Source organism: Kitasatospora cinereorecta, assembly GCF_024172095.1.
GTDB classification, from domain to species: Bacteria; Actinomycetota; Actinomycetes; order Streptomycetales; family Streptomycetaceae; genus Kitasatospora; species Kitasatospora cinereorecta.
Genome location: NZ_JAMZDX010000004.1, coordinates 683,465 through 710,291, shown reverse-complemented (window position 1 = coordinate 710,291; position 26,827 = coordinate 683,465). Strand labels below are relative to the sequence as shown.

Genomic DNA, 26,827 nt, shown 5'->3' with positions numbered 1-26,827 from the left:
GCCCCTCCCCGCGGACCACCGCGAGGAGCCGCCCCGCCCGCCGCCCCAGATCTCAGGGAGAGCCGGCATGACACATCAGAACCCGGCCGTCTCCGACCCGGACCCCGAATCCGCCACCGCGCAGGGCGGTCCGCCCGAAAGCAGCCCGGCCGGCACACCCGCGGCCCACACCGAGCCCGGCCGTACGGCGTCACGCTGGTGGTCCGAGCGAAGGGTTCCCGCCGCGATCCTGGCCTTCGTCATCCTGGCAGCCTGCGGGTTCATGCTGTTCGACGTGGTCCGAGTACGCACCGGCCACACCGCCGCCGCCTGGCGCAAAACCCTCGCCGACGAACTCGCCACCCGGCCGATCGACGACCCGTGGGTCATCACCGGCGCGGCAGTGGCCGCTGCCCTCGGCCTGTGGCTGATCATCCTGGCGCTCACTCCCGGCTGCTGGCACCTCCTGCCCATGGCCGCCCCCGACAACGCGGACACACCGCAGGCCGTCCTCGACCGCGACGGCGCTGCACGACTGCTGCGCGACACCGCCCTGCGCGTTCCGGGGGTCTCCCACGCCGACATCAGGGTGCGGCGGCGCCGGATCAACGCCCGCGCGCAGATCACCTTCCGCGACCTGGAGACCGTGCGCACAGAGGTGACCGAAGCACTGACAGCGCAGCTTGACACCCTCGGCCTCGCCCAGGTCCCCCGTCTCACCGTCCGTGCCCGCCGGCGCCCATGACCGCGCCGCTGCGACGGCGACCGAGGGCCGACCGCCTCAGGAGCAGATCTGATGAACTCTCACTCCGTCCTCAACCGAACCCTGCTGACCATCGCCGGACTGGTCCTGCTGGGCGGCGGCCTGCTGGTGCTGACCGGCGGGTTGGACCTCTACCGGCGCTGGGGCCTCGCACCGCCCGCAGGCTGGCCCCTCACCAGCCCGCACGACACGCTTCTGCCGGCCCATGACCGCACCCGCTGGACAGGCGAGGACTGGTGGTGGCCGACCGTCATCGCCGCTCTTGCCATCCTCATCGCCCTCGCCCTGTGGTGGCTCCTGGCACAGCTGCGCCACCGGCACCCCGGACGCCTGCCGGTCGGCAACCCGCCCGTGGACGGTGTGGGACTCTACGACGGCGCCCTCAGCGACGCCCTGGCCGCAGACACCGCCCGGCTCCCCGGCGTCAACGAGGCTCGCACCCGCCTGATCGGTCACGCCCGGCAGCCCCATGCCACGTTCGACGTCACCCTCGATCCGGACGCCCGCCCCCGCGACGTGCACCACGCCCTGGAAAGCACTGTGCAACGCGCCCGCCAGAGCACCGGATGGGAGCATCTCCCCGCTCGCGCCACCTTGCGCGTCGCCTCCCACCGGCCCCACCGCGCGGAGTGAGCGGAGTGACCCGAGATCACCAGGGTTCAGGGCCCGGCGCGGCAGGCAGCCCACCACCGCGTGCTCAGCGCAATGATTGAAGCCTTCCCGCGTAGCGGCCCCAGCAGCGGCTTGGCCTCGCAACGCGATACGAGAAAACGGCCGAGTGCTATCAGGCGGCCGTCACCCTCGCCTCACTCCTCATGGGGGAGTGATCCTTGACGTTGGTCCCTAGCCCACCAGGCGGCGGCGCCAGTCCAGGGCGGTGACGGTGATGGCCCGGTGGGGGTCGTGATCCCACTCGGTGCGGAGGCCGGCTGCTTCGAGGGCGGCCACGACCTCGTGGCCGATGGCTGCAGTGGTCTCGGACGAGTCGTCGAAGCCGCCGTAGAGGAGCATCAGTCCGTGGCCGGCTGCGGCGGAGTCCGTGCACTGGGTGTGGAAATAGACGAAGCCACGGGCGTTGGGCCCGCCTTCGCCGCCGATCTCGGACTGGCCGCAGCTACGGCAACAGGTGAAGTTCTCGCGGGCGGTGATACCAGCCTTCTGCAGGGCGGTGAACGCGCGGGTGAGCCGCTCAGGGTCGGTCTCGCCCTGCCATGCGGCTTGCTCCGCGACCCGCTCCAGCCACAACCGGTCGGCCAGCACCTCCGCCTGCTCGCGGGAGACGGGCCGGCGGTCCTTGGTGACAAGGTACTCCTCGGCCAGTTCGGCCAGTTCGGCGCGCGAGGCGTAGCCGCCGACCAGCACCTCGCGGACGCGCTTCTCCAACTCCACGCGCTCGTCTTCGTCGAGGTCGAGCGGCGGCACCTCCCGGGCGGGGCCCATGTCCAGCAGCGACCAATTCAGACCACCGTCCCATCGGGGCTCCTGGCGGGCCCAGCCGGCCATCGCCGCAATCACGACCTCAGGCCCGTCGGCCATCGCCTGGAAGTGCCGGTCAGCGGCACCGTCGCGGTACTCCAGCGTGTAGTCACCACCGGCCTTGTGCCAGACCTGGGCGAAGACGTCAGGCAGGTCGGGTATCCGCTGGACCACCAGGAACAGGTCACCGTCACCACCGATTCGCCGGACCAACCCAGCCAGCTCCTCGGCGGACACACGGACGTGCCGCTCCCACTTCTCCGTCTTCACCACGATCTCGAGCATGCGCAGACTCTGACACACCCCTCCGACTGCAGACCTGCTGCGGCAGCCCGACCAGTCCTGATCTGTTCCTAGGCCCTCGCATCGGACACGGGGGCGAACGGCGCGTCGACCGAAGATTGAAACAGCCACTTCGGATCAGACGCGGGAGTAGGCGGCGTCGACCGTATACCGAAAGGAAAGGAAAAGATTCCCGCCCGGACCCGGAAAAGGGACGCAGCACATTCTCCGTCGCAGGTCAGGACGGAGGATCACACCGGGGGGCAGAACACGGAGCACAAAATGATCATCCTCGGAGTCATCCTCCTCCTCATCGGACTCGTCGCCGGACTTCCCTTCCTGTGGACCATCGGCGCCGTCCTGGCCCTCATCGGCGTCGCTCTGCTGATCATGGGCTCGGTCGGCCACGAGGTCGCCGGCCGCCGCCACTACTGGTAGGCACGGATGCATGTCCTCGCCTCGCCGGCGTCGCACCAGAGCCGTTCCCACCCCGCCCGGGTGGGGACGGCGCATCCGCCCCAAGCCTTTTCCCCGGAGCGGACGCTTCCTGGGTCCGGCTCCTTCTGCGCGATTCGCCCGCGCGGGACTGCGCGGATACGGACACGTACCTGGGGTCCGTGATGTGCTGCCCCAGCCCCCGGCCGCGCCGCTCACCACCACGACGGCGAAGGAGTCGGAAATGACCGGGCAAGCCGCCGAACACCCACCGCTCGAGCGCGGGGCCCGATTCGCGCGCCGTGCCGCGCTCCCTTACGACGGTGTCTCGCCCTTCCCGCGTGGCGGTGCTGCCGCGTACGAGAGGGCTCCGGCGTGGCGGTCGGCGCTCACAGCCGTCGTCGTGGCGTTTCCCTTCGTTGCGCTGGCGCTCGCGGCATGGCTGCTGTGGGGGAGTCTGATCGGTCCCGCCGACATCGCTCTCGCCGTCGCCCTGTACGCGGTGACGGGTCTGGGCGTGACCGTGGGCTTCCACCGCGGTCTCACACACGGCAGTTTCACTGCCGCCCGCCCGATGAAGGTCGCGATGGCGATCGCCGGGTCGATGAGCTTCCAGGGGGATGTGATCGGCTGGGTCGCCACCCACCGGCGCCACCACGCCTTCACCGACCGGCCCGGCGACCCGCACTCCCCGTACCGCTTCGGCACATCCGTGGCCGGCGAGCTCCGCGGACTGGTGCACGCCCATGTCGGCTGGCTCTTCAGCCGCGATGTCACCCCGCCGAGCCGCTACGCCCCCGACCTGCTGGCCGACCCGGACCTGCGGGCGGTCTCCCGGGCCTTCCCGTGGCTGTGCCTGCTGTCCCTCGGCATCCCCGCCGGTGCGGGCTGGGCGATCGGCGGCACCTGGCACGCCGCGCTGACCGCACTGCTGTGGGCCGGACTCGTCCGCGTCGCCCTGCTGCAGCACGTGACATGGAGCGTCAACTCCCTTTGCCACATGGTCGGCCGGCGACCCTTCCGGACCCGCCGTCACGACCGGGCGACCAACCTGTGGCCGCTCGCCGTGCTCTCCTTCGGCGAGAGCTGGCACAACCTGCACCACGCCGATCCGACCTGTGCCCGCCACGGCGTCGACCGCCACCAGATCGACCCCACGGCCGCCGTCATCCGCCTCGCCGAGCTCCTCGGCTGGGTCCACGACGTCCGCTGGCCCCTCCCCGCCCGCGTCGAAACCCGCCGGCGCCCCTGACCCCGGAGGCCCCCGTGGCCGTCCGTGCTCCGCGGGGCCCTCGACAGGGTTGGTCGACAGGCCGGGGCACGACGGCGGCAGCGACCGCGTGGCCGCGGGGCGCCGCGCGGCGACGGCTGCTCGAACCTCATGGCGTCCAGGGTGGGTTGAGGCTCGTCCTGGTCAATGAAGTTCGCATTCCCACGGTTCGAGGTCCGGCTCGCCCGGCGGCAGCGATCCGGTGCAGTACTTGTAGAGCCACGTCGCTGCCCTGCGCCCGGCGTGCTTCTCGTTGACAGGCTCGCCCTGCTCGTCCAGTTCAAGAACGTTGGCGAAGATGGCGAAGCAGGTCTCCGCCTGAGAAGGCGACTCGCCGAGCTCTTCCCAGAAGTCGATCCCTTCCGGCACGGGGAGGCCCAGTGAGCCACGGGCGAGCCGTCCGGCGAAGCGTCGGAAGGCGCCCGAAGCGCCGGGACCGAGGTGTGATGGCATGCCAGGAATCCAGCCGCCGCCGGCCATGGTTGCATCGCCGACCCCATGTCGGCCGCTCCGGGCACGACGGCTCCCACGGGATGACGGACCGCAACAGCGTGTCTCGGTCACGCACACACCCGGACGGCCGTCCTGAGGCATTCTGGGACATCACCAGGCGTCGAAGCAGGAGCGCCATGACCGTCGGCTCACCGCACCATCGCATCCGTGTCCCCGAGGCGTTGGCCGCCTCCCATCGTGGTGACCTCGGGCGGGCATGGGTCACCGCCCTGCCCGCCCTGGCGGAGAGCTTCCTGGACTGCGGGGACCTGCGACCGGACGGTCCGCCGGCCCACGGGGTCGTCGCGCTGGTCCTTCCGGTCGTCCGGGCGGACGGCACCGCCGCGGTGCTCAAGCTGCAGCCAGTGGACGAGGAGACCCGAGGCGAACCGCTCGCCCTGCACGTGTGGTCCGGCCGCGACGCGGTCCGCCTCCTGGACAGCGACCCCGACACCGGGACGATGCTCCTCGAACGGCTGGACGCAAGCCGCTCACTCGCCGGCGTGGCAGATGACACCGCCGCACTGCAGATCCTCAGCGAGCTCCTGGCCCCTGGTCTCCTGCGCGGCCGCGACGCGGGAAGTTCTCCCGGAACCCGGCGACCGGCTCATGCACTGGGACCTTCACTACGACAACGTCCTCGCCCAGCACCCCTCCTCCCAACCCGCGGGACGGACGCGGTGGCTTGCCATCGACCCGAAGCCGCTCGCCGGACACCCCGGCTTCGAGCTGCTACCCGCCCTGCGCAACCGATGGGACGACGTCGTGGCCACCGGCAACGTCCCCCGCGCCGTCAACTACCGGCTCCATCTCATGGCCGAGGTCATCGGGCTGGACCGCAGGCAAGCCATCGCGTGGACGCTCGGGCGCGTCCTGCAGAACGCTCTGTGGGACATCGAGGACGGCGCCAGCACGCTCCAACCGGAGCAGGCGGCCATCGCCCATGCCCTGCTCGACATCCGCTGACGAACGAGCCCATCAACACGCCCCACCAGGCGGTGCCGTGACACACCGGCACCGCACACAGGTGCGGCCCCGGCGAGGTCTTGTCAGGGAGGCAACCGAAAGGCCCGCCCTGCAAAGCTACCTCGCCTCGATGACCGCCGCCCCGGAACCGGGTCCTACCGGTCGGTCACCCGATCAGTGGCTCCCGAACTCGGGTCTGGCTCAAGTTCTGTGATCGGTGACGGTGCGTGACGGATCCTGATGCCCGGCCGGGCTTGTAGAACGACTTCCAGGTGGGTCCCGACGCGGAGGTGGCGGTGACGACCTCGGGCCGCGCTCGGCAACGAGGGGGCACCGCGGGGCGCGCCCTCAGGCCGCCGGCGTCGGCTCGACCGCGCGCGACACCTCCGCGAGGAGCGACTCGACCTCCGCTCCCCAGCGCGAACTCACCACCAGGTCCCGCGCGGGATCAACCCACAGCAGGTGGCCGCCGCCGTTTCCTCGGGCGCAACGTCCGGAGGACGGAGCCTCGGGCCAGACCGTGAGATGGTCGTTCAGCCACCACGACAGCCCGTAGTTGGGCTTGACCGGGCAGGGCCGCCACATCTCCTCGGTCCACCGGGCGGAGAAGAGCCGGCGCTCACCCCACTGCCCGCTCCGGAGGCAGAGCTGCCCGATCCGGGCCAGGTCGAGGGCGCTGATCCACAGTCCGCCACCCCAGTGCGCGCCACCGGACACCACGGGGACCCGCCGGCCGTCGAGGTCGACTGCGGAGTCCGCATAGCCATGCCAGGACCAGCTGGACGAGGCCCCGATCGGCTCCATGATCCGCTCGCGCAGCACCTCGGGCAGGGGCCGGCGGAGCAGGACGGTGAGCGCGAGGGCGGTCAGGTTGACCCGGACATCGTTGTAGGCCCAGCCCGCTCCGGGCGAACCTCCGGCCGACTCCGTCCCCTCACGGGTGCTCTGGGCATCGATCCAGGTGGGCTTGCCCCAGAGCTCGCCTTCCCACTGGCTGGTCTGATCCAGGAGGTGCCGCCAGGTGATCTTCCGTCCGTGCGCGTCGCCGAACTGCGGCAGGTCGACCGACTGGCAGACCGGCTCGTCCAGCCGGAGCAGCCCGTCGTCGAAGGCCAAGCCGGCCACCAGCGACAGGACGCTCTTGGTGGCGCTGTAGGCCATCTCCTCCTGTTCCGGGTCTCCCCAGGAGGCGAGCACCGCGCCTCGCCGCACGACGACCCCGCTCGCCCCCTGTCCGTCGAGCAGGGGGCCCACCACCTCCCGGTGCGAGACATCGGACACCTGAGCCGCCAGGTACGACGCCATGTCCCGCACGCCCGGCACCGGGCGCTCGCCCTGCTCCTTCGCCGCATGAGCCAGCCGGGCCGCGTCCACCCCAGACCACGGGTCGCCGAGATCGACGCCCTCACCCAGGCGCTCTCCAGCACTTCCCATCAACCCACCCCTTACCCGTCCGTAGACGTTCCGGATCACTCCTACCTCATGAGCGACCCGGCTGTCACCGGTGGACCGCACGGGCTGATCACTTTTGGCACTCGCCTGACGGAGCATCAGGCGAGAAGGACTCGCTTGCGCAGGAGCGGGAAGCCCGCACGTCCGAACATTTGTCGTTTCAGCATCTTGATCCGGTTGACGGCTCCTTCCACGTGGCCGGAGTTCCAGTGGGTGGTCAGTCCGGCCTGGACGGCCGCGAAGTCGCTGTTCAGGCCGACGGCGAAGGTGCTGATCCCGCGCAGGCCCGAGGTCATGGCCTCGGTGATCCACTCGGTGAGGCGATCGCCCTCCAAGAGGGTGAGCATCTCCGCGAAGGAGGTGACCAGGCCGGCGGCGGTGTCCAGTTCGGGGCAGTGCGCGAGGACGGCCTTGCGCTGGACTTCCTCGTCCATGGTGAGGCCTGCGGGGTGGCGGGTCAGCCGGCCGGTGACCTGCCGGACGGACGGTGGCGGCGGTGGCGGGGGCGAGGAGGGTCTGGCCCTTCCACTGAGGCAGGAGTGTGTGGCCGCCCCGGTAGCCGTGTTCGGTGATCTCGGCAAGAAGGGCCTTCCCGGTGACCTTCCCGCCGGTCTCCTCCCAACGCTGGGCGAGGCAAGGCTTGAAGGGGTCGAGCTTGCTGCCCCGGGGGCGCCGGCCCTTCACCATGTCCTGCCAGTGCTTGGCGTGCGCGTACCGGCGGACCGTATTGCGGCTCCACCCCAGGTGGCGGGCGACCTCGCGCATACTCATGCCGTGCTCCAGCAGTTGGTGGACCAGGGCGTGGTGGGCGCGGCGGCGGTCGGCCATCCGCCCGGTGGGGTCGGCCGGCTCCTGGTCGGCCGCGCCGGTCTCGCTGTCGCTGGGCAGCGGGGTCTCCCACTGTGGTTCCGGCTCCGGCTCGACCAGGGGGAGGCTGTTCAGGCAGGGGCGGTGGTCCATCACGGTGCGTTCGACGGCGCGGGTGAGGTTCTGCCACAGGTTGAAGCGGTCAGCCACCTGCAAGGCCTGGGGCGCCGCGGTGTCGGCGGCCTCCGCGTAGGCGCTGGCGCGGTCACGGCAGATCACCTCGACCTGCGGGTGGGCCGCGAGCCAGGGGATGAGGGTGGCGGCGTCGCGCTCCGGGAGCAGGTCCAGGACCCGGTGGCCCTTGGACCTGCTCGACGAACGTGCGCCGGGGGCACGGTCCGTCCGGGCAGGTGAACCGGCGCACCCGCAGCGCGAGTACGACCCGCCGCAGAAGGCGCCAGCCCCGATCGCCCGTATCTCCACCCGCACCGCGGGATTGCTCGTCTCGACACGAATCACCTCCACCATCGGAAGCGACGGGAACAACAACTCCCCAAGCAGGGAACAGGATTGCGTCACAGTCGCCGACTGTCGGCCTCACCTCGCGCTCTGCCGACGACTTTCGGACGATCTCCGAGCTCGACAGAACACCAAGATCGCTCACACAGCGTGACCGATCACAAAACCTGAGCCAGACCCCCGAACTCACCGAAAACACCAACCGAGGTCGAGCACGTCCCCGCCACCATCGGCCCAGTCCTGGCGCCGACCCTCACCGAGGACGTGGTGCCCACTGATGCGCAGGGGACGCGGGCGCCCGGCCCGAGTCGCGCATGGCGTCTCAACTCATGCCGCCGGCCGCCTTCAGGTCCTCGTACGCGTGGGCGGGCAACTGCGGCTCGGGGCCACGTGAGTGCGGGAGGAGAAGAGCGGCGCAGGGCGGGGTTGCTGCCGGCCGGGCGCCGTCGTGCCGGGGGCGGTCGCGGTCAGTCCGGTGGCGTGAGGAGGGTGCCGAGCGGGCCGAGGTCCAGGTTGAGGTCCTGGAGGGTCAGGCCGTAGCGGGTGCAGAGTTCTGTCATGCGGTCGTGGAGGGCCATGAGTGTGGCGCCCAGGGTTTCTTCCTGCTCGTCGGTGAGGTCGCCGGACTCCACCCGGTGGAGTGCTTGGCGTTCGATGAGCTGGCGCAGGAGTTCGACGATGGTGAGGACGAGCTTCATGAGGTCGCGTTCGACGGTGTCCGGGCTCGTGGTGATCCTTCGCGGCTGACGTGCCGGAGTCGGGTGCTGTGCGGGAGCGGAGTCGTCGGGGGTGGCCGGCAGCAGGCGGAAGGCGCGCGTGGCTGCTTCGGCGACCTCGTCGAATCGGTTCCGGCCGGTGGCGTCGCCGGTCATGGTCTTCCGGGCCGTTGTGGGGTTTCCGCGGCCCATGGCGCCGGATGCTGGTCGCTGATGGCCACGATGAGCGCGCGCAGGGAGATCCGCACCAGGTCGATGTCCGCGACGGACAGGACGATGTCGCCGGTGAGGACGACGCCGCTGCTGAGGAGACGGTCGAGCAGGTCGATGAGGGCGACCTGCCGCTGCGGCACGGGGGCGTCAGGGGTGGCCGGGAGGCCGTCGGCTGCTCTCACGGTGAGGCCTCCTCCTCCGGGGGAAGCGTGGCGAAGGAGTACGGGGCCCAGGGGCCGGTGACGGCGATCCGGACGCCTGGCAGGCCGTCGGCCGCGCGCAGGGCGTCGGTGCGGAAGGCCGCGGCGTGCTCCGCGGGGACGAGGTAGGCGTCGTTGACGACGTTCGTGCCGGGGCCCGGCGCCAGTTCACCCAGTTGGACGCGGTGGCGGACCCGGTCCACGGCGTGCAGCCGGGCAGTGGCGTCGATGCGTTCGGCCGCCGTGCGGGCCGCCTGGTAGCTGTCCTGTCTGAGGTCCTGTTCGGCCCGGCGGTGGCGGAGGTAGGCGCGGCCGGGGCTGAGGTTCTCGACGGAGGGCGGGGGAGGGGCGGCTGCGGCGTCGACGTACAGCTTGACGCCCCACTCCAGCAGGCCGGCCAGTTCGGCGAGGCGGTCGAGGAAGGCGTCCTGCCGGGTGTCGAGCACCGCACGCACCCGACCGTCGTCGAGGTGCACCGTGGCCAGACGCAGTGGCAGCACGGTGGTGTGGGTGGCGATGGCCTCGATCACGCCGTGGTGAGCCCTGGCGACATCCTCGAGCCACGGCAGCTCCTCCAGGTGCCGCCGGAGCGAGGCCTCGTCGAAGTCGCCGGAGGGTACTGAGCTCACGGCTGCCACGAGGCTTCGCTCGTGCGTGGCCCGCACCAGATGGACCCGGCAGCCGGCGACCCCGGTGACGGCTCCGACCGCCTGATCGAGGCCGTCGGCCCACCGGGCGACGGCGTAGGTGTAGGCGAGGGTCGGCCCGGTCATGGCTCGTCCCCTGCGTCGGGGCGGGTGCGGGGTGGGTTCCGCCTCGCGCGTGCGGGCCGGCGGGCCGGGGTCTCGTCGGTGCCCGCAGCGGGTGGCAGGCCCCTCTCGGCCTGCAGGGCCTCGAGCTGTGCGCGCAGGCGCCGGTTTTCCTCCTCCAGCGGCTCCCGGCTGCCTGCCCCGGAGGACAGCGAGGGGTCGTGCTCCCACCAGTCGATGCCCATCTCCTTGGCCTTGTCGACGGAGGCGATCAGCAAGCGCAGCTTGATGGTGAGCAGCTCGATGTCCAGGAGGTTGATCTGGATGTCCCCGGCGATGACGATGCCCTTGTCCAGCACCCGTTCCAGGATGTCGGCGAGGCTCGCCGAGGACTGCCCCCCGGGCGGCGCCGACCTGGAGGGGAAGGAGCCAAGGCGGTTGGCCACAGGGTCGGTCACGATCGCTTCGCCTCCTTCTCCGGCCGGGACTGCGCGATGTGTGGTCAGGTGCCGGTCTGCTGTCGGTGGGCTCTGATCTCGTCCAGCCGGTCGAGGAGCTCGTCCTCACGCCGGTCGAACGTCTCGTCGTCGATCTCACCGGCCAGGAGCGCTTTCTCCAACGCGGCGAGCTCCCGCTGTACGGGTTCGGGGTCGTAGTACTCGTTCTCGGCGGTCTCCACCACGCGTTCCAGTACCCACACCGTTCCGCGCAGCGGTGCGAGCGGGAGGGTGAGGATCTGGGTGAGCAGGCCCATGGCGACTACCCCTCTCAGACGAAGCTGTAGGCGGGCAGCGGGCCGTGCAGCCGGAAGTCGAAGTCCTCGCCGAGTTCGGCGGTGAGGCCCTTCTCCGCCGTGAGGAACAGCTGCTCGTGCTCCCGGTCCACCAGGAACGAGACGTTCAGGAAGTCCTTTCCCGTCGGCTCGGTGTTGACCTCCTGGCGGGTGTGGGGCCGGAGGGCCTCCGTGATGCCGGTGGCCAGCGCGTAGTGACGGGCCCGGACCTCCTGGGCGACCAGTTTGCCGAGGGCCAGCGGCAGTTCCGGGCCGGTGTCACCGCCGATGATCTCGTCGTTGAGCCGCCGGGCCTCGGGCGTCTCCAGCAGGATCTGTCGCAGCAGGGTGTTCTCGTCGATGGCCGCCTTCAGGTGGTACTCGACGCAGCCGTCCAGTGCGGTGAGCCGGCTCAGGTACTCGTCGTGGCGTTCGGTGAGCGCTGCCTGTACCGCCTCGTCGTCGGGCGCGGTGAGGCCGAACCGGAGCGGCAGAACGGTGCCGTCGGACATCAGGCGTTCCTGGACGCTCTGGTGTGCGGTGATGTCACGGCGTTTGGGCCTCAGCCCGTCCGGGGCGTCGCTGACGATCGCACAGAGGGGCCCGGCGCACACGCTGCGAAGCACGGACGGCGGCTCGCCCACCCCGACGAGGCCGTCCAGCCTTCGGGGATGGTCGGCGGCGGTGATGGAGTACACGTACACGGACACGTCATTCCTCCCGGCGCCGGGTCGGCCTGCGCGCTGGCCGCTCACGCTTGGGCGCGGGCCGCTCCTCGTCCTCGTCCTCGTCGCTGTCGCGGCCGAGGTGGAGGGTGTCGGTCACGGCTTCCACGGCACCGGACAGCGCGCCCTTGCTCTTGCCGTGCGCACCGCCCTCGGTGACCTCACCGACGATGTCGGTGAGCTGGGTCGGCGCCTTCCGCCCTGCTTCCAGATCGAGGCGGTTGCAGGCCTCGGCGAACCGAAGATAGGTGTCGACGCTGGCGACGACGATCCGGATGTCGATCTTCAGGATCTCGATGCCGACCAGGGAGACCCGGATGAAGACGTCGATCACCAGCCCGCGGTCCAGGATCAGCTCGAGAATGTCGTAGAGACTGCCGGTGCTCCCGCCCTGGGCAACGCCGGCCTGGCCTTGCGGCACCACTGTCACGGGTGCCTCCTCTCGCCTGCCGCCGGTGTGCCCGGCGGGTGTGTGCCCCCGGCACGGTCGGGTGTGCGTGTCACCTCGGCCGGTCGATCTGCCCTCTGCTGTAGCGGCGGACCCGCTGGTAGGAGAGCAGTTCCCCCTCCTCGTCGAGCGTGACGCGGTAGCTGGCCATCACGCTGGTCGTGTCCGGGATCCGTTCCAGTTCCACCACCTCCACGTCGGCCTGCCAGCCCTCGTCGGTCGGCTTGAGTGCCGATACGGACTCCGGTGCCCGGCCGAGCAGTTCGGCGAGTTGTTCGGCTGCGGAGCGCATGGCGCGGGCGGCCGGGAGCCGCCGATGGGGCTTGGACACCGCGCGCTTGGAAACGCGGCGCCGCGGAGCTGTTCGAGGCTCGTGCCGGCCTTCATGGTCAGGCTCGCGATCCTCGGTGATGTCCTCAGTGCCTGCGGCCATTTGCCTGCTCCGGAGTCGGTGACGTGTCGGTTGCACCCCCGGGTTCCTGCGTCTTTCCGTCCTTCTCTGCGCGAATCAGTAGTGCGTCGGTCCAGGGCCACGCCCACCCCGTGTCACCGCAGGAGTGCGTCGGCTGCCTTCCGGAGCGAGCTCGGGTGCTCGGGCCGGTGCGGTGCCGTGGCACGGACCTCCAGCATGTGAGCCCCGATCTCCTGGAGCTCCTTGCGGCCCAAAGCGTCGCGTACCTTGGGGAACCAGTCGTTCTCCTCCTCCATGTGGTGCCCCACCGTCTCGATGAGCACGGTGGTCTTCGCGTCGAACCGCTCGTCGTCGGGCGCCATCACGTCCAACTCGGCACACAGGAGGTCGGCGACATGATGCTCCTCATAGGACTCCAGGATGTCCTGCTCCAGGGCCGGCACGCGCTCGCGGACCGCCGGATACATGACCTCGTTCTCGATGTAGGTGTGGACCGTCAGGGCTTCCACGATCCTGCTCACGAGGTCGGCCCTGACCTCGGTCGCGTGTCGGTCGGCGCCTTCGAACTCCCGGAAGAGACGACGCACCTCCTTGTGGTCCTCCTTCAGCAGCACGATGGCGTCAGTGGACATGGTCGTTCCTCGCTTCCTCTCCTCGATCGGTGGAGTGTGCGCACGGCGGGGAAGGGCGTCCGCCGAACCGGCGCCGGGGCCGTCGCGGTTCAGCGGCGGGCCCGGTCAGCGGTCTCCGGCTCGTCCTCCTCGGCCTCGTCGTCGTACTCGTCCTCGTACTCCTCGGCGTCATCGTCCTCGGGAACGTCCTCCTCGTATTCCTCCTCGTCGTCGTAGTCGTCCCCGGTGTCGCCCTCCGCGGGTTCTGCGTCGTCGTACTCGTCCTCGCCCTCGGTGTCCTCGTACTCCTCGTTCTCGCCTTCCTGGTCCTCCTGCTCCTGGGCTGCTTCCTCCTCGTCCATGGCCTCGTCATGGGTCTTGACGACCTCGCCGTCGCGGATCTCGCCGCGCCAGCCCTCGGCCTCGTCGTTGGTGAGCGAGACGTAGCGCTGGAAGTTCTTGAAGTCCAGGCGCAGTCGGCGGCCCTGGGCGCGCCAGATGTTTCCGGTCTTCTCGAAGAACCCCGCGGGGTAGTACTCGACGACGAGGACGATGCGGGTCAGCGTGGGAGTGATCTCGTGGAAGCTCACTGCGCCGCGGGTGCTGCCCTTGGCGCCTTCGGATGTCCACACGATGCGTTCGTCCGGCACCTGCTCCTGGACGGTGGCCTTGAAACTCCTCTTGGACGGCCCGACCTTGACCTTCCAGTCGGTGGTGACCTCGTCGCCCTGCGAGACGCTCTGCACGCCCTTGGCGAAACCACTGAAGTCCTCGTACTTGGTCCAGTGGTCGTACGCGGTGCGCACGGGAACGCCGACGTCGAGGGTCTCGATCATGTTCATCGGCTTCTTGCCGGACTTCCGCCCGGGCTTGCCGCCGCCGAACATCCCCTTGACCTTGTCGACGACGTTGTCCTTGATGCCCTTCGCCTTCTCACCGAGGAAGGCCTTGCCCGGAGACTCGCCCTGCAGGACCCGGGCGCCAACTTTCGGCAGGACGCCCCCGTTCTCGGCGACCTCGCCGAGCTGGCCTGTGAGGTCGGAGACCTTGTCGCCGGCCTTTTCGACCAGATGTTCCACCTGGGCCCCGAGATAGTGGACGGCCTCCTCACGCAGCTTGTCGAAACCCGACTTTTCCGGGGCCTCTTGTTCTGTCGTGGCCATGGCCTACCTCCTGCGGCTGGAGCGTGTGGAGGACGCGGCGGGCGCGGTCTTCTTGGCCGCGGCCTTCTTCGCCGGAGCCTTCTTCGCCGGGGCCTTCTTCGCCGGGGCGGCGGCCTTCGGGCCCGTGGTCTTCTTGGCCGGGGCCTTGGCGGGTCCGGTCCGGCTCGCCGGGCGCTTGGCGGGCGGAGCGCTCTTCGCCGGTGCCTTCTTGGCAGCCGGTGCCGACTTCTTCGGCGCAGCCTTCTTGGCTGCCGCCTTCTTCGCGGGCCTGCGCTCGGGCGAGGGCTTCGCGTCGGCATCGTGGGTTGCCCCGGAAGACCGCCGACCGGTGCGCTCGCCGCTCGCACTGCCGTGGCGCCGCGGGGAACGCTCCTGGCGCGGCTTCTCCTCGGGTTCCTCGTCCTCCTCCGGCTCTTCCTCCTCCTCGTCCGGCTCCGGCTCGTCGTACTCGGCCTCTTCCTCCTCGTCCGGTTCCGGCTCCTCCTCGTCGTAGGCCTCTTGGTCCTCCTCCGGCTCCTCGTCCTCCTCCCACTCCTCCTCGTCCGCGTCCTGCGGCTTCGGCTTGCCGACATTGAGCGTGCGCTCGCGCAAGGTGTCCGCGAGCTCGCCGACGCGTCGGTTGGCGGCGGCGACCACAGCACGCTTGCCCGTCTCCAGGAGCTCACCCTTGACCTGCTCGTTGAGCTCCGCGACCTGCGGAACCTCACTCAGCTTGCGGAGCCCTTCGGTGGCCAACTGCCGCGGATCGAGGCCGAACCGCCGTCCGGCGATGTACGTGGCGGCGGCGAAAGCCAGCCGCCCCTTCTTCGCGCGACCGAGAACGTATCCGCCGGCCACCGCGGCGGCCAGCGCGACCTTGGTGGTGTCCTTCATCAGGTGATCCCTTCAACAAGCGCCCCTTCTCGATGAACGGGCACCGCGCAAGGGGCGGGCGCGATGCGAGGCGGTCTCCCCGGCGCCGCAGCTGCGGAGTTCCAACCGGGCTGCCTCAGCCATGCGGAACACCGTGACACGCTGTCGGGCTCCGCACCCGTCGGCGAGCGGACCCTCCAGACGTCGGCCGCACCACCGGCGGCATTCGAGTTCGGGCGGTCAGCGCGTCCGCAGGATGCGATAAGGGGACCGGCGCCGGTCAGCCGCCCCTCCGGCAGCACGGGGGGCGGTGCCTAAGTGATGCCGTGACATGCGGGCCGAAAGGGGCTCGTCCTGGCGTGCGGTGCTGCGGAACACGAGGGCGGCCTCGCTGCGCCGGCCGGTCGGGATCGGGGGCGTCGGGACCCACCGGCGGGTGCTTGCGGGCGATCCTGCGCGCCAGCGCCGCACCGCCGTACGCCTCCGGCACGTGGTCAGAAGCATCGCGTCCTCCGTGTCCGTTCCGCCGGCCGGGCGGCCCTCCGACAGCCCGGGTTCCCTGGTCCGGTGGCCGCGCCTACCCGGATGGGAAGGCCGCACACCCTGCGTACGAACAAGTCGAGGCCAATTCGATTCCCAGCGGATCAGCGGTACGGCGCCAGGGAGTGCACCGCGACCACGGTGACGGAAGCCGCGCCTCGACCTGCAAAGACGGAACGGCGAATTGACCGCGGACGACATTCCCCACAAGCGCTTGCCGCAGTGGTGACGCGGTGTCACCTCTGCGGTCTGCGGGCCGTCGAAGGCAAGGCCGCACTGTGGCGGGCGCTGCGCGCGATCGCTGACACGGAGCGCCTCGATGCGGCGGAGCTGGACCGCCTTTCGGCGCGAGCGGCAGAGCGGCCCGGACGCTGAACCACGGGCACCGCCCCTGCCCAGTGGGCGACCGCCCAGCGTTCCAGCAGGAGCCGATGGTGCACGAGGAGACCGACGAGGACCTGCTGCGCTTCGCCGGCGGCGCCCTGGTGGAGGTCTCCGGTGAACGCGTACACCGTCGGCCGGCCGATGCGCCTTCTGCTCCTCGTCAGCCCGCTCGGCATGGCGGCATGCCTTCCCGGGGGAGCGGCCGGTTCGTCCCGTGGTCGTGCAGGGCGGCTCGGACGCTGGCACAGGTGGTCAGGACGTGGCCGGCGCCGGTGATGTCCAGGAGCCGTCGGACCTGTGCGGGCGGAGCGGCGATCACGAGGTCGATGTCGGCGGCGTGGGCGGCCAGCCGGGTCCTGAGGAGGGCGTTGAGGCCGGTCGAGTCGCAGAAGGTGAGGCCGGACAGGTCGACGACCAACCGTGGGGGGCAGGCTTCGACGGCTTCCTCGAGCGCGTTCTCCAATGCGGCGCGTTGGTCCTGGTCGATCTCCCCGTCGAGGTGGAGGACCAGTGCCGTACCGGGAAGATCCGTGACGGTGATCAGCAGCGGGGGTGGGGCGTCGTAGTGGGTGGGGGAGGGCGGCGGGAGGTGCCGAGTGCTCATGGGTCGCGCTCCCTTCCGAATGGAGCAGTTGGCATGACGTGCGGGCCTGCCCGGGCCATGGCCTGGGCTGCCCCGCGGTTCTCATCCCGACCGGTCGGTGACGTCGTCGTAGGGACGGTGCCCCTGGGCCCGGGCGTGGGCTGCGGCGCGTTCGAGCTCGAGCATGATGTTCACGGCGGTTGCGGCTGCGGCGGCCGCCGGAATGGCGGCGGTGAGGGCGTCGAGCGCGCCCCTCCGGTTGCCGTTGTTCCAGTGGTCCATCGCGGCGCAGGCCCGGCGCTTCAGCTCGGCGAGCTTGGCGGCCGCCTCCGCGGGCAATGCGCTGTCGCTGGTGATGGTGTCGATGTCGGTCATCGCTTCCCTCCCCGTTGAGTGTGGGGATCCGGGCGAGTGGCCGGTCAGGAACTGGCGCCGTGGTCGTTCCCGTGCCGGTTGCCCGGACGGGTGTCGCGGCCGGATTCGGCGCCGGCGGGCGGTGAGAGGTCGGCGAACAGATCGAGGAAGCCGGCGATCTCGTGATCGGCCTCGGCGGGATGGCGGAAGTGCGTGTGGCGGGTGATGCGGTAGTGGTTGCGGCGACCGTGCCGGGTGCGGGTGAGGTAACCGGCGGTCTCCAGGTCGGTAATGATCGCCTGTACGGCCCGCTCCGTCATTTCGCACGCGGCGGCGAGATCCCGTACGCGCACCTGCGGGTCGCGCGAGATCATCAGCAGCACCCGGGCGTGCTGGGTGAGGAACGTCCAGCTCGTGCGGGCCTCGTGCTCGTTCGCCACAGGACAAGTATGAACCAAAATGCCGGTTTTGTCAGACATGAATTCGAAGCCCGGCGAGCCGGGCAGGTCGGGCGCTCGCGAGGTGCCGTCCGTTGTGAAGCTGGGCGGATCGGTGTCCCGGCCGCCTACGGTCCGGCGTGGGCGCCGACCGGCCGGAGGGCCTGCTCCTCGGCGTCGGCCAGCCAGAGGAACAGGGGCGGCAGGGCCAGCTCGATGGCGGTCAGGACCACCTGGAACCAGTGCGGCCAGCCGTGGACGGCGAGTGACAGCAGGCGTCCCAGGGCGCCGAGCAGGAACACGCCGGCCAGCCAGCGCACGGCTGTGGCGGGGATCGGCGACTGCCGGGCGGCCCAGATCCAGGCGAGGCCGTACCCGGCGAAGATCGCGCCGAGGAACCGCCCGAGGCTGTCGACGGTCGGGCCGGCCGAGCCGGCGCCCGGGGTCGCGGCGTTGCCGAGCAGGACGTGGAAGAGTCCGATCGCCACGTTGGTGTACCCCATGGCGAGGACCAGTCCCCGCAGTGCCTTGGCCCTGGTCATGGCGACCGCCACCCCTCTTAGTAGACGTGTGTCAACTAGGTGCGCCACCAGGTTACGGCCGGATAGTAGACGTGTGTCAAGTAGCATGGTCGCCGTGTCCCCCCGACAGCGGCTCAGCCCCGACGAACGCCGCGCCCAGCTCCTCGCCGTCGCCGCGCAGCTGTTCGCCGCGCAGCCGTACGACGACGTCCTGATGGAGGACGTGGCCGAGCAGGCCGGGGTCTCCCGGGCACTGCTGTACCGGCACTTCCCGAGCAAGCGCGACCTCTTCGCCGCCCTCTACCGGCAGGCCGCCGAGCAGCTGCTCGCCAAGACCCGGTTCGACCCCGCCGACACGCTGGTCGAACAGCTCGTCGAGGGCCTGGACGCCCACATCGAGTACTTCGCGGAGAACCGCAACACCGTGCTGGCGGCGAACCGGGTCCTGGCCGGGGACCGCGTGGTCCAGACGATCATCGCCGACGAACTCGACGCCCTGCGCGAGCGGCTGCTCGGCGCGCTCCCGCACGCCGACGACAGCGCCCGGCAGGCCGTGTCGGGCGTGCTGAGGAGCTGGCTGGTGTTCGTTCAGGTGCTGTGTGTCGACTGGTTGACCGAGCAGACCTGCACCCGCACCGAACTGCGCGACATCTGCATCGGTGCGGTGCTCGGCGCCATCAGACCCCTCCTCGACGAGGACCCGGCCCCCGACTGGCCCCGCTGAACAACGACGGCAGCGCTCAGCTCAGGTCAGGTCAGGTCAGCTCAGGTCGCGGAGGTCCTCGCGGGCGCGTGGCGCCTGGAGGGGCGAGAATCCGGGATCGGTGGCGAGGGCGGCGCTCAGGTCCCTCCTCGCTTCGTCGGTCCGGCCGAGCGCGCGCTCGATCTCGCCGCGGTGGTAGCGGAAGAGGGCGTTGTTCCAGCCGTGTGCGAGGGCCTCGTTGGCGTAGTCGAGTGCTTCAGTGTCGTGCCCGTTGCGGTGGAGGGCCCAGGCGAGGGCGTCGGCGACCAGGGGGTTGTGCCGGCGGTTCCACTCGGCGCGGAGCAGCTGTTCGGCCTGGGCGGGGTCGCCGTGGTCGGCCTGGTACTGGCCGAGGGTGAGGTCGTCGACGACACCGTTGGCTGCGGCGAGTTGTTGCTCCGCGGTGAGGAGCCGGTACTGCTCGCGGGCCTGTTCGGCGTGGCCGAGGGAGTCGTGGAGTTCGCCGAGTTCGAGCAGGTACTGGGGGAGCGGGACTTTGGCGATGGCGGCGGTGTAGTCGCGGACGGCGTCCTCGCTGTGGCCCAGCGCGGCCTCGGCGCGGGCCCGGCCGGCGAGTGCCGGGGTGTAGTCGGGGTCGGTGTGCAGGGCCTGCTCGTAGCCGCTGAGAGCCTCCTGGGTGCGGTTGTAGTTGCGGTCGAGCTCGGCCAGTTGGTACTGGCAGAAGGCCCGGTCGGCGGGGTCGTAGGCGCCGTCGCGGGCCTGCTGGAGGGCGGTGCGGGCGTCGTCGATGCGGCCGTGCTGTTCGAGGTCGTAGGCGGCGCGGGTGAAGGACGCCGTGCCCGGCCGGCGGTCGAGGAGCTGTTGCACGGCCTCGGTCGCGCCGCTGTCGTCGCCGAGCTGGGTCAGGGCGTCGGCGAGCACGGCGTAGGCCGGCCAGTGCGCGGGGGACACCGCGACGGCCTGTTCGGCGAAGTCGCGGGCCTGGTCGAAGAGGTGGCGGGCGTTGGCGAGGGCGCCGAGGCCCGTCAGCGCGTCCGTGTTCGCCTCGGGGGCCAGGGCGAGGGAGCGGTGCAGCGCCTCGTCGGCCTTCGGGTAGTACGAGGGATCCGCGGTGAGCCTGGCCTGCTCGACGTACTCGGCGCCCAGCCGCGCCCACCCGGTCGCGTCGCCGGGAACCTGCCGCAGCCGCTGCTGGTCGGCGGCGATCGCGCGGGTCAGCGAACTGTCGCCGACCGGTGCGGTGGACGCCGGGTGTGCGGCATCGGCCGTCGGGGAACCGTGGCCGCTCCCGTCCCTGCCGACGGTGCCGAGCGCGGCCAGGCCGCCGCACAGCGCGGCCGTGGTGATCAGGAGTGCCAGGCGGCGCATGGGGGCCTCTCGGGTCGGGCGGTGGGGACGGACCGGAGCTGTGCGGGCGGCCGCCGCCGGCGGCCACCCGCACGGGTGCGTCAGCCGGGCTGGTTGACGGCCTTGTCGTACGGCAGCGCGAGGTAGGGGAAGACGGCGCCGAACGGCTTGTCGGCGGTGTCGACCTTGTCGCCGGCCGCGAGCGCCGGGATCAGGTGGCCGGGGGTGGCGCCCTCCATGACCTGCAGGGCGATGTCGAGGACGTCGTCCGTCAGGCGCCGGCCGTTGGGGAAGCCCTGGAAGTCGCCGGCGAGGATGCCGAGCCGGTCGGGCTTGGCGGTGACCGGGGTGGACATGTTCAGGCGCAGCTCCTCGGCGGGCACGAACCGCTTGGGGTCGATGTCCTGGTTCATGAGCTGGGAGTTGAGGTCGACGGCGAAGGGCCCGTTTGCGGCCTTGGCGATGCCGGTGAGGAAGATCTCCTGGAGGTCGGTGCGCGGGGTGGCCGGGGCGGGCAGGCCGTAGATCGCCTGGACGAGCTTGGGCACCTCGGGGTCGAGGACCTTGGCGACGACGGCGGGCTGGTTGTGGTCCTCCGACGGCGGCAGGGAGTTGAACGCGTCCTTGAGACCGGCGGGCAGGACGACCTCGTTGACGAGGGGGTTGCCGAGGCGGGACACCTGCACGTACTTGCCGACCGGGTCCGCCTTGCCGGGGCTCAGCTTCAGCGTCTGCTTCTCGGTGCTCGACCACACGCCGATGACCGGGTTGCGGGTCGGGTCGCCCTTGAACGCGAGGCTGCTCTTGGGCACCTGGATGGACAGGCTGTTCACGTTGTAGCCGGCGAGGGTGTTCTGCCCGACCTCGGACAGGTTGGCGCCGTACAGCAGGTCGAAGACCCGCAGGTCGAGGAAGAACGGGTCGGCGGCCTGGGTCGCGACCGTCTGGCCGCCGCCGGGCAGTTGCACGGTCGCCTGCTGGCGCAGCTGTGCGTAGTTCGGCATCGACGCCCGGCCGGTGTCGGACGGCGCGGCGGTGCCGTGCTCGACCAGGGTGACCGGGTCGCAGCCCTCGCGCAGTTCCTGCAGCGTGTAGTACTGGTGGAACAGCAGGGTCGGGTCGGTGAGGTTGTTCACCGGCCCGTTGTTGTACAGGAAGGTGTTGGTGCCGCGCTGGTCGTCGGTGTGGAAGGTCCACCGGTAGGTGATGTCGGGCCGGCCGGTGCCCTGGGAGTCGATGTTGATGTCGTAGTGGGCGCCGTCGGCCCACGGGTAGAAGTTCGGTCCGCCGTTGGGCTCCTGGAACGGCAGCCAGTTGGCGACCAGGGTGACCGTGTCCGGGTTGTCCGGGCTGGTGAAGGCGTACACGTCGGTGTTGTCGACCTGCGGGTCGGCGGCGACCAGCGGCGCCTCGCGGTGGCTGGAGGCTGTGGAGACCCCGGCACCTGCGCCGAGGACCGCGGTGCCGGCCAGGGCCAGGCTCATGGTGGTGAGGATCGCCGCGGTGCGGGCGGTGGCGCTTCTGCGGGCGGATGGGCGGGTGACGTTCATGCGGGTGGCGTTCTCGCTTCCCTGACGGGCGGTGTCCGCTCCGGGCAGGCAGCCGCGGAGCGAGGATCCGGCTCGGTGGCCGCACTCGGCACTGTGGACCGGATCCCGTCCGGGCTTCGGGAGCGGGGCGGTCCCGGCCTGGTCGACTCACCCTCGTGGACCAGCGATCTCACTCGCCCGGCCGCACTCGGCCGCCCGATCGGCCGAGGCAGTCGCCGCTCCGTCAGTTCTCCTGGTCAAAGCCGGTGTTGTGCCGATGAAGGGCCCGCGGGCGGCTGTCGATCGGATCTTCGATCTACTCGAACTCACCTCCGAACCGCATGGCCCTAAGGAGTGATCCCGCCGCTCGGTCCGGAGTGGTACCGATCCCACCGCACGGTCCGCCCCGGATGGTGTGCGTCGGGCCGTTCGGCCCGCGCTCCCCTTCCCGCCGGGCCGGGCTTCGCCGCCGCGGCACCCGGCTCGTTCTCGGAGGCCCAGCATGGCGGTCCCGCGATTCCTCGTCCGGACGGGCACAGCGGTGGCAGGCGCCCTGCTCCTGCTCGGCGCCGCCGCACCCGCCGCCGGGGCCCATCCCCTGGGGAACTTCTCCCTCAACCACTACCTCGGCTTCACCGTGCACCCGGACCATGTCGCGGTCCTCGCCGTCACCGACGCCGCCGAGATCCCCACGCTCCAGGACCAGCCCGAGGTCGACCGCAACGGTGACGGCACGGTCGACGACGCCGAGCGCGCCGCCTGGGCATCCGAGCAGTGCGGGCAGGTCGCGCAGCGACTCCGCGCGACCACCGACCAGAGCGCGGCACCGCTGGCCTGGAGCACCGACGCGGCGCAGTTCGCCTACGCGGACGGCGCGGCGGGACTGCGCACCAGCCGCCTGGAGTGCCGACTGCGCGCCGAGCTCCGCCTCCCGACCGGCGGCACCACGATTCGCGTCGCCACCGGGAGCGACCCGAGCCGGGTCGGATGGAACGAGATCACCGCCCGCGGCGACGGCGCCACGCTCGAACGGTCCGACGTCCCGGCCACCTCGGTCTCCGACGAGCTGCGGACCTACCCGCGCGACCTGCTCGACAGCCCCAGCGGTGTCACCCACGCCGAGTTCCGCGTACGGCCCGGAGCCGGTGCGGCCTCCGTTCAGGGAGCGGCCGTGACGGCAGGCGGGTCCGGGCCCACGGCCTGGCTCGCCGCTCTCGACACCCGGCTGACCGAACTTGGTGCCGCCCGGCGCCTGACCGTGCCGCTCGGCCTGCTCGCCGTCCTGCTGTCGATCGTGCTGGGCGCCGGGCACGCGCTACTGCCCGGTCACGGCAAGACGGTGATGGCCGCCTACCTCGCGGGCCGCCGCGGCCGTACCCGCGACGCGGTCACCGTCGGGGCCACCGTCACCGTCACCCACACCGCCGGCGTCCTCGTCATCGGCCTGTGCCTCACGGCATTCTCCTCACTGGCCGGCGACGTATTGCTCGGCTGGCTCGGCGTGCTCAGCGGCACCCTGGTCGCGCTCGTCGGCGCCGGACTGCTCCGGGACGCGATCCGGCGCGCTGTTCAGACCCGGCGCCCCGACCGTCGTCCGATCTCCCACGCCGAACCGCACAGCGAGCCGGCCAGAGAACTCGCCCACGCCTCGGCCGCACCGTCCGGCCACGCACATGCCCACGCGCACCTGCATCCGCATCCGCATCCGGCCGCCCACCACGAGCAGGACCACGGGCACTCCCACGGCCACTCCCACGGCCACGGCCACCGGCACGGGCTGCTCGGAGGCGGCCACCATCACCACCACGACCGGGACGCACCCGGCCGACGCGGACTGATCGGCCTCGGTATCGCCGGAGGCCTGGTCCCCAGCCCGTCCGCACTGGTGGTCCTGCTGGGAGCCGTCGCCCTCGGCCGCACCCTCTTCGGTGCGGCCCTGGTGGTCGCCTACGGCCTGGGCATGGCCGCCACGCTGACCGCGGTCGGCCTGCTCCTGGTCCGTCTCGGGGACCGGCTCGCCGATGCCACGGACGGACCGATCGCCCGCCGACTCCACCGGATCGCCCCGTACAGCGCACTGCTGACCGCGCTGCTCATCCTGACCGTGGGAGCGGGCCTGGCCCTCCGCAGCCTGCCCGCGACCCTGTGAAAACCACCGTTCCCACCGGAGGCCGTCCATCATGACCGCACGCCCCGTAGGCCGATCCGCTGTCCGGTACGTCCTTGCCCTGGTGGCCGCCCCGCTGCTGGCAGCGTGCGGAGGCGCGGGGTCGGGGAGCTTCGACGCGCAGCCCGGCACACCGTCCCCGTCCTGCCTCCAGCACCAGCGCCAGGCGCCGGGCATCAAGTACACCGGCGGGGAGAAATCCGATCCGCGCGCCGTGCTGGAGATGATGCGCTTCTACACCGCCAACGGGACGAAGGCCTTCTGCGACGGCAAACCGCCGACCGACACCGACCGACGGTGGACCGAGTTGTACGCCGCGCTCGGCGGCGACGCGAGCCACGTCCCCCGGCCGACGCGGACGTGATCGCGCGACATCGGGGTCGCGGCTACGTTGAGGAGATCTGCTGTTGACCGTCAGAGGTGGACGATGAAACCGAGGGTCCTGGTCAACGAGGTCAAGGGCGACGGACCGCCGATCGTCCTGGTGCCCGGCGGGCTCACCGGCTGGGTGTCGTGGACGCCCCTCGCCGAGACCCTGTCGGCGAGCCGGACGACCGTCAGGGTGCAGCCGATCCACAACGAACTCGGCTCGGCCGGCGAGCGCGGGGACGCCGGGTACACCGCGGCGGTCGAACGTGAATCGCTGCTCATGACCCTGGACGCACTCGGGGTCGAGACCGCCGACTTCGCGGGGTGGTCCGCCGGCGGGCGAGCGCTCCTCGAGTTCGCCCTGGCCCATCCGGGACGGGTGAGGACGCTGACCCTCGTGGAGCCGGCGGCGTACTGGATTCTCGACGGCCTCGGCGAGTCCACCCCCGAGGTCGTCCGACTGAACCGGTTCCTGCATGCGCTGGCCGGACAGGACGTGAGCGAGGACGACCTGGCCGAGTTCCTCGAACTCGCCGGACTCGTGCCGTCGAAGGACCAGGCGCGCAACCACCCCGCCTGGCAGAGCTGGGTCCCGCACCGGACGGCCCTGTCGTGGAGCTCGGAGCAGGCCGACCGGCCCGACCGCGAGGTCGCCGAACTCGCCGGCATCCGGTGCCCTGTCCTCCTGGTCCACGGCACCGTGACCGCCGACTGGCTCAAGCGGGTCGTCGCCGTCCTCGACGAACGGCTGCCCGACACCCGAGTTCTCGAACTTCCCGGCGACCACGCCTGCCACCTCGAGAACCAGGACGCATTCCTTACCGCACTGGAGCGCCACGTGGCTTCGTGAGGAATGCGTCCTGGCCACGCAATGCCGAGGGGCCCGCACCGCGCGTGAACGCGGTGCGGGCCCCTCGCTGCTGGGCAGGTGCCGTGCAGAAGAACTACAGCGGACGAATGTTCTCGGCCTGCGGGCCCTTCTGGCCCTGGGTGACGTCGAACTCGACCTTCTGGCCCTCGAGCAGCTCGCGGAAGCCGTTGGCGTTGATGTTCGAGTAGTGGGCGAAGACGTCCGGGCCGCCACCCTCCTGCTCGATGAAGCCGAAGCCCTTCTCCGCGTTGAACCACTTCACAGTGCCATTAGCCATAAAAAATCTCCTAAAAAGGGCTGTTCGAGATCCGCACAACGCGGGCCTCGAGTCGCCGCGGAGCACCCACCCGGGACGAGCCGGGAAACAAAAATGCGCCTGCGATACATCAGCAGGCGCACACAAAGTTCATGGGAACCACTACTGCAACTGAAAACGACTCTAGCAGGCCGAGGCCCGCAGCGGGTGAATATTTCGCCCCCGGTTTCGTGGCGACCTCCCCAGCACCGTCCGGTCCCGGGCCACTGGAGGCTCCAACGCGCCCTGAGAGCAGGCCGGTTGGTGACGCGACGGCTGCCTCGCCCGCGCTGATGATTTTTTTGCCGGAGGTGCCCTTCGAGGGGGGCGGCGCTTCTGGTTTCGCCTCGACGCCCCGCCCGAGGGCGCGTCGAGGCCGCCGGTCGGCCGCAAAATTCCGGCGCGCGAGCGTGAAATTCTCCCGAAGAGGTCGCCGTCTCGCGCTCGTGCGTGCATACTCGAAGGAATGACCGAATATGCAGCTCGCCGCCCCCTGCCCACCAGCCCCTTCAAGGCCCGGACTGAGGCGCCGCCCAAGCGGTTCGCAGTCGGGGACCGGGTCACCCACGACGCGTACGGCCTCGGCCGCGTCATCGGTGTCGAAGGCGACGGCGACACCGCTGTCCTCGTCGACTTCGGATCGCGACAGGTGCGCGTCACCCCGCCGTACGGGCCCATGCACAAGCTCTGATCCCCCTCGTGGGCGGCGCCCCACAGCACCCTCGACGAGGGCCTGCGTGCCGCTTCGTCGCCCACACCTCGTTCTGTCGCGACGGAGGGCCGCCGCCGCGCAGGTCCGCCGCGGTCGTGCTCCGCCGTGCCCGCGTCACGCCCTGTACGCCGCCGGGTGTGGTCGCGGTGAGGCCGTGCGCCCTCGCGGATGAGGAGCGGCTGTGGGTGGAGTCCGCCCGGCCCGCGAGCGGGTGTCCGGGCATCAGCGGAAACCCACCTGTGCCCTGACCTGGCCGTATGCCATCCTCGCGCGGTGTCCGCACGTAACCGCCGCCTGCCCCGCGACCTGTCGTGGCCGCTCACCCCGACCGACCTGCGTGCCGTGCCCGGCGCTGAGGAGGTGGACCTGCGGTTCGTCGACCGGCCGAGCGACGACGGGACGCTGCTGCACGCCGAGTGGATCCCGCCGATCCGCTCCAACTACGGCGTCGGCCTCCACCCGAGCGTCTGGTCCACCGCACGGATCCGCATCTCGCCGCTTCCGGGCACCGAACGGGCCCACGCGCGAAGCGTCCTGCGCTCGCACGCCCTCCCCGAGCTCGCCGCCTGGATCGCCGCAGCCCGCCGAGCCCCCGAAGCGTGGATCCTCTCCCGCCGCAGCCGCTCCTGGCGCCTGGCCGGCGGCACCACCACCCACCGCGAGGACCACCAGCCGTACCGCTGACCGCGAAGGTTCCGGGTGCGGGGCGATGT

At 71.0% G+C, this 26,827-nt stretch carries 32 protein-coding genes and 2 pseudogenes; 11 read left to right on the top strand and 23 right to left on the bottom strand.

Annotated elements, in window-relative coordinates; all coding sequences use genetic code 11:
* The first annotated feature begins 67 nt into the window (after positions 1–67).
* Entirely contained in the window at positions 68–724 is a 657-nt protein-coding gene (locus tag FHR36_RS23415; RefSeq protein WP_253800133.1) for a DUF6286 domain-containing protein, read from the top strand.
* A 51-nt stretch (positions 725–775) separates the two neighbouring features.
* Positions 776–1,375 carry an alkaline shock response membrane anchor protein AmaP gene (locus FHR36_RS23410; protein ID WP_253800132.1) on the top strand — a complete coding sequence of 200 codons (600 nt, stop codon included), beginning with the start codon at positions 776–778 and terminating at the stop codon, positions 1,373–1,375.
* 210 nt (positions 1,376–1,585) lie between these two features.
* Here FHR36_RS23410 and FHR36_RS23405 read toward each other — a convergent pair whose 3' ends face one another.
* The gene (locus tag FHR36_RS23405; RefSeq protein WP_253800131.1) at positions 1,586–2,503 is read right to left on the bottom strand and encodes a DUF6891 domain-containing protein; all 918 of its coding nucleotides are present in this window, start codon (positions 2,501–2,503) and stop codon (positions 1,586–1,588) included.
* Between the two features lie 279 nt (positions 2,504–2,782).
* Here FHR36_RS23405 and FHR36_RS23400 point away from each other — a divergent pair, with 279 nt between their 5' ends.
* Together FHR36_RS23400 and FHR36_RS23395 are read left to right on the top strand one after the other, a co-directional pair.
* The gene (locus FHR36_RS23400) at positions 2,783–2,938 is read left to right on the top strand and encodes a hypothetical protein (protein ID WP_253800130.1); all 156 of its coding nucleotides are present in this window, start codon (positions 2,783–2,785) and stop codon (positions 2,936–2,938) included.
* Positions 2,939–3,179: 241 nt separating this feature from the next.
* Positions 3,180–4,187: an acyl-CoA desaturase gene (locus FHR36_RS23395; RefSeq protein WP_301330529.1), complete on the top strand. Its 1,008-nt coding sequence runs from the start codon at positions 3,180–3,182 to the stop codon at positions 4,185–4,187.
* 162 nt (positions 4,188–4,349) lie between these two features.
* Here FHR36_RS23395 and FHR36_RS23390 read toward each other — a convergent pair whose 3' ends face one another.
* Positions 4,350–4,658, bottom strand: a complete 309-nt coding sequence (locus FHR36_RS23390) for a DUF7677 family protein (RefSeq protein ID WP_253800128.1) — start codon at positions 4,656–4,658, stop codon at positions 4,350–4,352.
* Between the two features lie 176 nt (positions 4,659–4,834).
* Here FHR36_RS23390 and FHR36_RS23385 point away from each other — a divergent pair.
* A pseudogene (locus FHR36_RS23385) lies at positions 4,835–5,663 on the top strand (aminoglycoside phosphotransferase family protein).
* A 348-nt stretch (positions 5,664–6,011) separates the two neighbouring features.
* Here FHR36_RS23385 and FHR36_RS23380 read toward each other — a convergent pair.
* The 18 genes and pseudogenes from FHR36_RS23380 to FHR36_RS23300 all read right to left on the bottom strand — a co-directional run bounded on the left by FHR36_RS23380 (position 6,012) and on the right by FHR36_RS23300 (position 18,142).
* Positions 6,012–7,097, bottom strand: coding sequence for a serine hydrolase domain-containing protein (locus tag FHR36_RS23380; protein WP_253800127.1), 1,086 nt, complete (start codon positions 7,095–7,097; stop codon positions 6,012–6,014).
* A gap of 116 nt (positions 7,098–7,213) precedes the next feature.
* Entirely contained in the window at positions 7,214–7,696 is a 483-nt protein-coding gene (locus FHR36_RS23375; protein ID WP_301330528.1) for a transposase, read from the bottom strand.
* A gap of 136 nt (positions 7,697–7,832) precedes the next feature.
* Positions 7,833–8,450, bottom strand: a pseudogene (locus FHR36_RS40355) (transposase); the annotation flags it as partial.
* A gap of 458 nt (positions 8,451–8,908) precedes the next feature.
* On the bottom strand, positions 8,909–9,313 hold the full coding sequence (locus tag FHR36_RS23370) for a gas vesicle protein K (protein WP_253800125.1): 405 nt from the start codon (positions 9,311–9,313) through the stop codon (positions 8,909–8,911).
* Positions 9,310–9,552 (bottom strand): gas vesicle protein, encoded by a 243-nt coding sequence (locus FHR36_RS23365; RefSeq protein WP_253800124.1) that lies wholly within the window; start codon positions 9,550–9,552, stop codon positions 9,310–9,312. Before FHR36_RS23365 ends, FHR36_RS23370 begins: the two co-directional genes overlap by 4 nt.
* On the bottom strand, positions 9,549–10,343 hold the full coding sequence (locus FHR36_RS23360; protein ID WP_253800123.1) for a GvpL/GvpF family gas vesicle protein: 795 nt from the start codon (positions 10,341–10,343) through the stop codon (positions 9,549–9,551). The genes FHR36_RS23365 and FHR36_RS23360 overlap by 4 nt, the downstream gene beginning before the upstream one ends.
* The gene (locus tag FHR36_RS23355) at positions 10,340–10,777 is read right to left on the bottom strand and encodes a gas vesicle protein (protein ID WP_253800122.1); all 438 of its coding nucleotides are present in this window, start codon (positions 10,775–10,777) and stop codon (positions 10,340–10,342) included. Before FHR36_RS23355 ends, FHR36_RS23360 begins: the two co-directional genes overlap by 4 nt.
* A gap of 44 nt (positions 10,778–10,821) precedes the next feature.
* A complete protein-coding gene (locus tag FHR36_RS23350; protein ID WP_253800121.1) occupies positions 10,822–11,073 on the bottom strand; it encodes a gas vesicle protein GvpG in 252 nt (83 codons plus the stop codon).
* A 14-nt stretch (positions 11,074–11,087) separates the two neighbouring features.
* Entirely contained in the window at positions 11,088–11,801 is a 714-nt protein-coding gene (locus tag FHR36_RS23345; protein WP_253800120.1) for a GvpL/GvpF family gas vesicle protein, read from the bottom strand.
* 1 nt (position 11,802) lies between these two features.
* Positions 11,803–12,246: a gas vesicle structural protein GvpA gene (locus tag FHR36_RS23340; protein WP_253800119.1), complete on the bottom strand. Its 444-nt coding sequence runs from the start codon at positions 12,244–12,246 to the stop codon at positions 11,803–11,805.
* A 70-nt stretch (positions 12,247–12,316) separates the two neighbouring features.
* On the bottom strand, positions 12,317–12,697 hold the full coding sequence (locus FHR36_RS39480; protein ID WP_301330527.1) for a gas vesicle protein GvpO: 381 nt from the start codon (positions 12,695–12,697) through the stop codon (positions 12,317–12,319).
* 113 nt (positions 12,698–12,810) lie between these two features.
* Positions 12,811–13,308 carry a hemerythrin domain-containing protein gene (locus FHR36_RS23330; RefSeq protein WP_253800118.1) on the bottom strand — a complete coding sequence of 166 codons (498 nt, stop codon included), beginning with the start codon at positions 13,306–13,308 and terminating at the stop codon, positions 12,811–12,813.
* Positions 13,309–13,397: 89 nt separating this feature from the next.
* Positions 13,398–14,450, bottom strand: coding sequence for an SRPBCC family protein (locus FHR36_RS23325; protein ID WP_253800117.1), 1,053 nt, complete (start codon positions 14,448–14,450; stop codon positions 13,398–13,400).
* Between the two features lie 3 nt (positions 14,451–14,453).
* Positions 14,454–15,323: a histone protein gene (locus FHR36_RS23320; protein WP_253800116.1), complete on the bottom strand. Its 870-nt coding sequence runs from the start codon at positions 15,321–15,323 to the stop codon at positions 14,454–14,456.
* Between the two features lie 1,063 nt (positions 15,324–16,386).
* Complete coding sequence (locus FHR36_RS23315) at positions 16,387–16,830, bottom strand: STAS domain-containing protein (RefSeq protein WP_253800115.1); 444 nt, start codon at positions 16,828–16,830, stop codon at positions 16,387–16,389.
* An 81-nt stretch (positions 16,831–16,911) separates the two neighbouring features.
* Positions 16,912–17,184, bottom strand: a complete 273-nt coding sequence (locus tag FHR36_RS23310; RefSeq protein WP_253800114.1) for a hypothetical protein — start codon at positions 17,182–17,184, stop codon at positions 16,912–16,914.
* A 44-nt stretch (positions 17,185–17,228) separates the two neighbouring features.
* The gene (locus tag FHR36_RS23305) at positions 17,229–17,603 is read right to left on the bottom strand and encodes a helix-turn-helix transcriptional regulator (protein ID WP_308199625.1); all 375 of its coding nucleotides are present in this window, start codon (positions 17,601–17,603) and stop codon (positions 17,229–17,231) included.
* 125 nt (positions 17,604–17,728) lie between these two features.
* Complete coding sequence (locus FHR36_RS23300; RefSeq protein ID WP_253800113.1) at positions 17,729–18,142, bottom strand: DUF4345 domain-containing protein; 414 nt, start codon at positions 18,140–18,142, stop codon at positions 17,729–17,731.
* Between the two features lie 94 nt (positions 18,143–18,236).
* On the opposite strand from FHR36_RS23300, the gene FHR36_RS23295 reads away from it, so the two are divergent.
* Positions 18,237–18,845 carry a TetR/AcrR family transcriptional regulator gene (locus tag FHR36_RS23295; protein ID WP_253800112.1) on the top strand — a complete coding sequence of 203 codons (609 nt, stop codon included), beginning with the start codon at positions 18,237–18,239 and terminating at the stop codon, positions 18,843–18,845.
* Positions 18,846–18,881: 36 nt separating this feature from the next.
* On the opposite strand, the gene FHR36_RS23290 is transcribed toward FHR36_RS23295, so the two are convergent.
* Both FHR36_RS23290 and FHR36_RS23285 read right to left on the bottom strand, forming a co-directional pair.
* The gene (locus FHR36_RS23290; RefSeq protein WP_253800111.1) at positions 18,882–20,192 is read right to left on the bottom strand and encodes a tetratricopeptide repeat protein; all 1,311 of its coding nucleotides are present in this window, start codon (positions 20,190–20,192) and stop codon (positions 18,882–18,884) included.
* Between the two features lie 80 nt (positions 20,193–20,272).
* Positions 20,273–21,721: a DUF4331 domain-containing protein gene (locus tag FHR36_RS23285; protein ID WP_253800110.1), complete on the bottom strand. Its 1,449-nt coding sequence runs from the start codon at positions 21,719–21,721 to the stop codon at positions 20,273–20,275.
* A gap of 481 nt (positions 21,722–22,202) precedes the next feature.
* Between FHR36_RS23285 and FHR36_RS23280 the strand changes: the two genes are divergently transcribed.
* The 3 genes from FHR36_RS23280 (at position 22,203) to FHR36_RS23270 (ending at position 25,086) form a co-directional block, all read left to right on the top strand.
* Positions 22,203–23,849: a sulfite exporter TauE/SafE family protein gene (locus tag FHR36_RS23280; RefSeq protein ID WP_253800109.1), complete on the top strand. Its 1,647-nt coding sequence runs from the start codon at positions 22,203–22,205 to the stop codon at positions 23,847–23,849.
* Positions 23,850–23,880: 31 nt separating this feature from the next.
* Positions 23,881–24,231, top strand: a complete 351-nt coding sequence (locus FHR36_RS23275; protein ID WP_253800108.1) for a hypothetical protein — start codon at positions 23,881–23,883, stop codon at positions 24,229–24,231.
* A 63-nt stretch (positions 24,232–24,294) separates the two neighbouring features.
* A complete protein-coding gene (locus tag FHR36_RS23270; protein ID WP_253800107.1) occupies positions 24,295–25,086 on the top strand; it encodes an alpha/beta fold hydrolase in 792 nt (263 codons plus the stop codon).
* A 94-nt stretch (positions 25,087–25,180) separates the two neighbouring features.
* Here FHR36_RS23270 and FHR36_RS23265 read toward each other — a convergent pair whose 3' ends face one another.
* Positions 25,181–25,384: a cold-shock protein gene (locus FHR36_RS23265; RefSeq protein ID WP_030918248.1), complete on the bottom strand. Its 204-nt coding sequence runs from the start codon at positions 25,382–25,384 to the stop codon at positions 25,181–25,183.
* A 484-nt stretch (positions 25,385–25,868) separates the two neighbouring features.
* Here FHR36_RS23265 and FHR36_RS23260 point away from each other — a divergent pair, with 484 nt between their 5' ends.
* Complete coding sequence (locus tag FHR36_RS23260; RefSeq protein WP_253800106.1) at positions 25,869–26,093, top strand: CarD family transcriptional regulator; 225 nt, start codon at positions 25,869–25,871, stop codon at positions 26,091–26,093.
* 294 nt (positions 26,094–26,387) lie between these two features.
* The gene (locus FHR36_RS23255; protein WP_253800105.1) at positions 26,388–26,798 is read left to right on the top strand and encodes a hypothetical protein; all 411 of its coding nucleotides are present in this window, start codon (positions 26,388–26,390) and stop codon (positions 26,796–26,798) included.
* Positions 26,799–26,827: the final 29 nt, after the last annotated feature.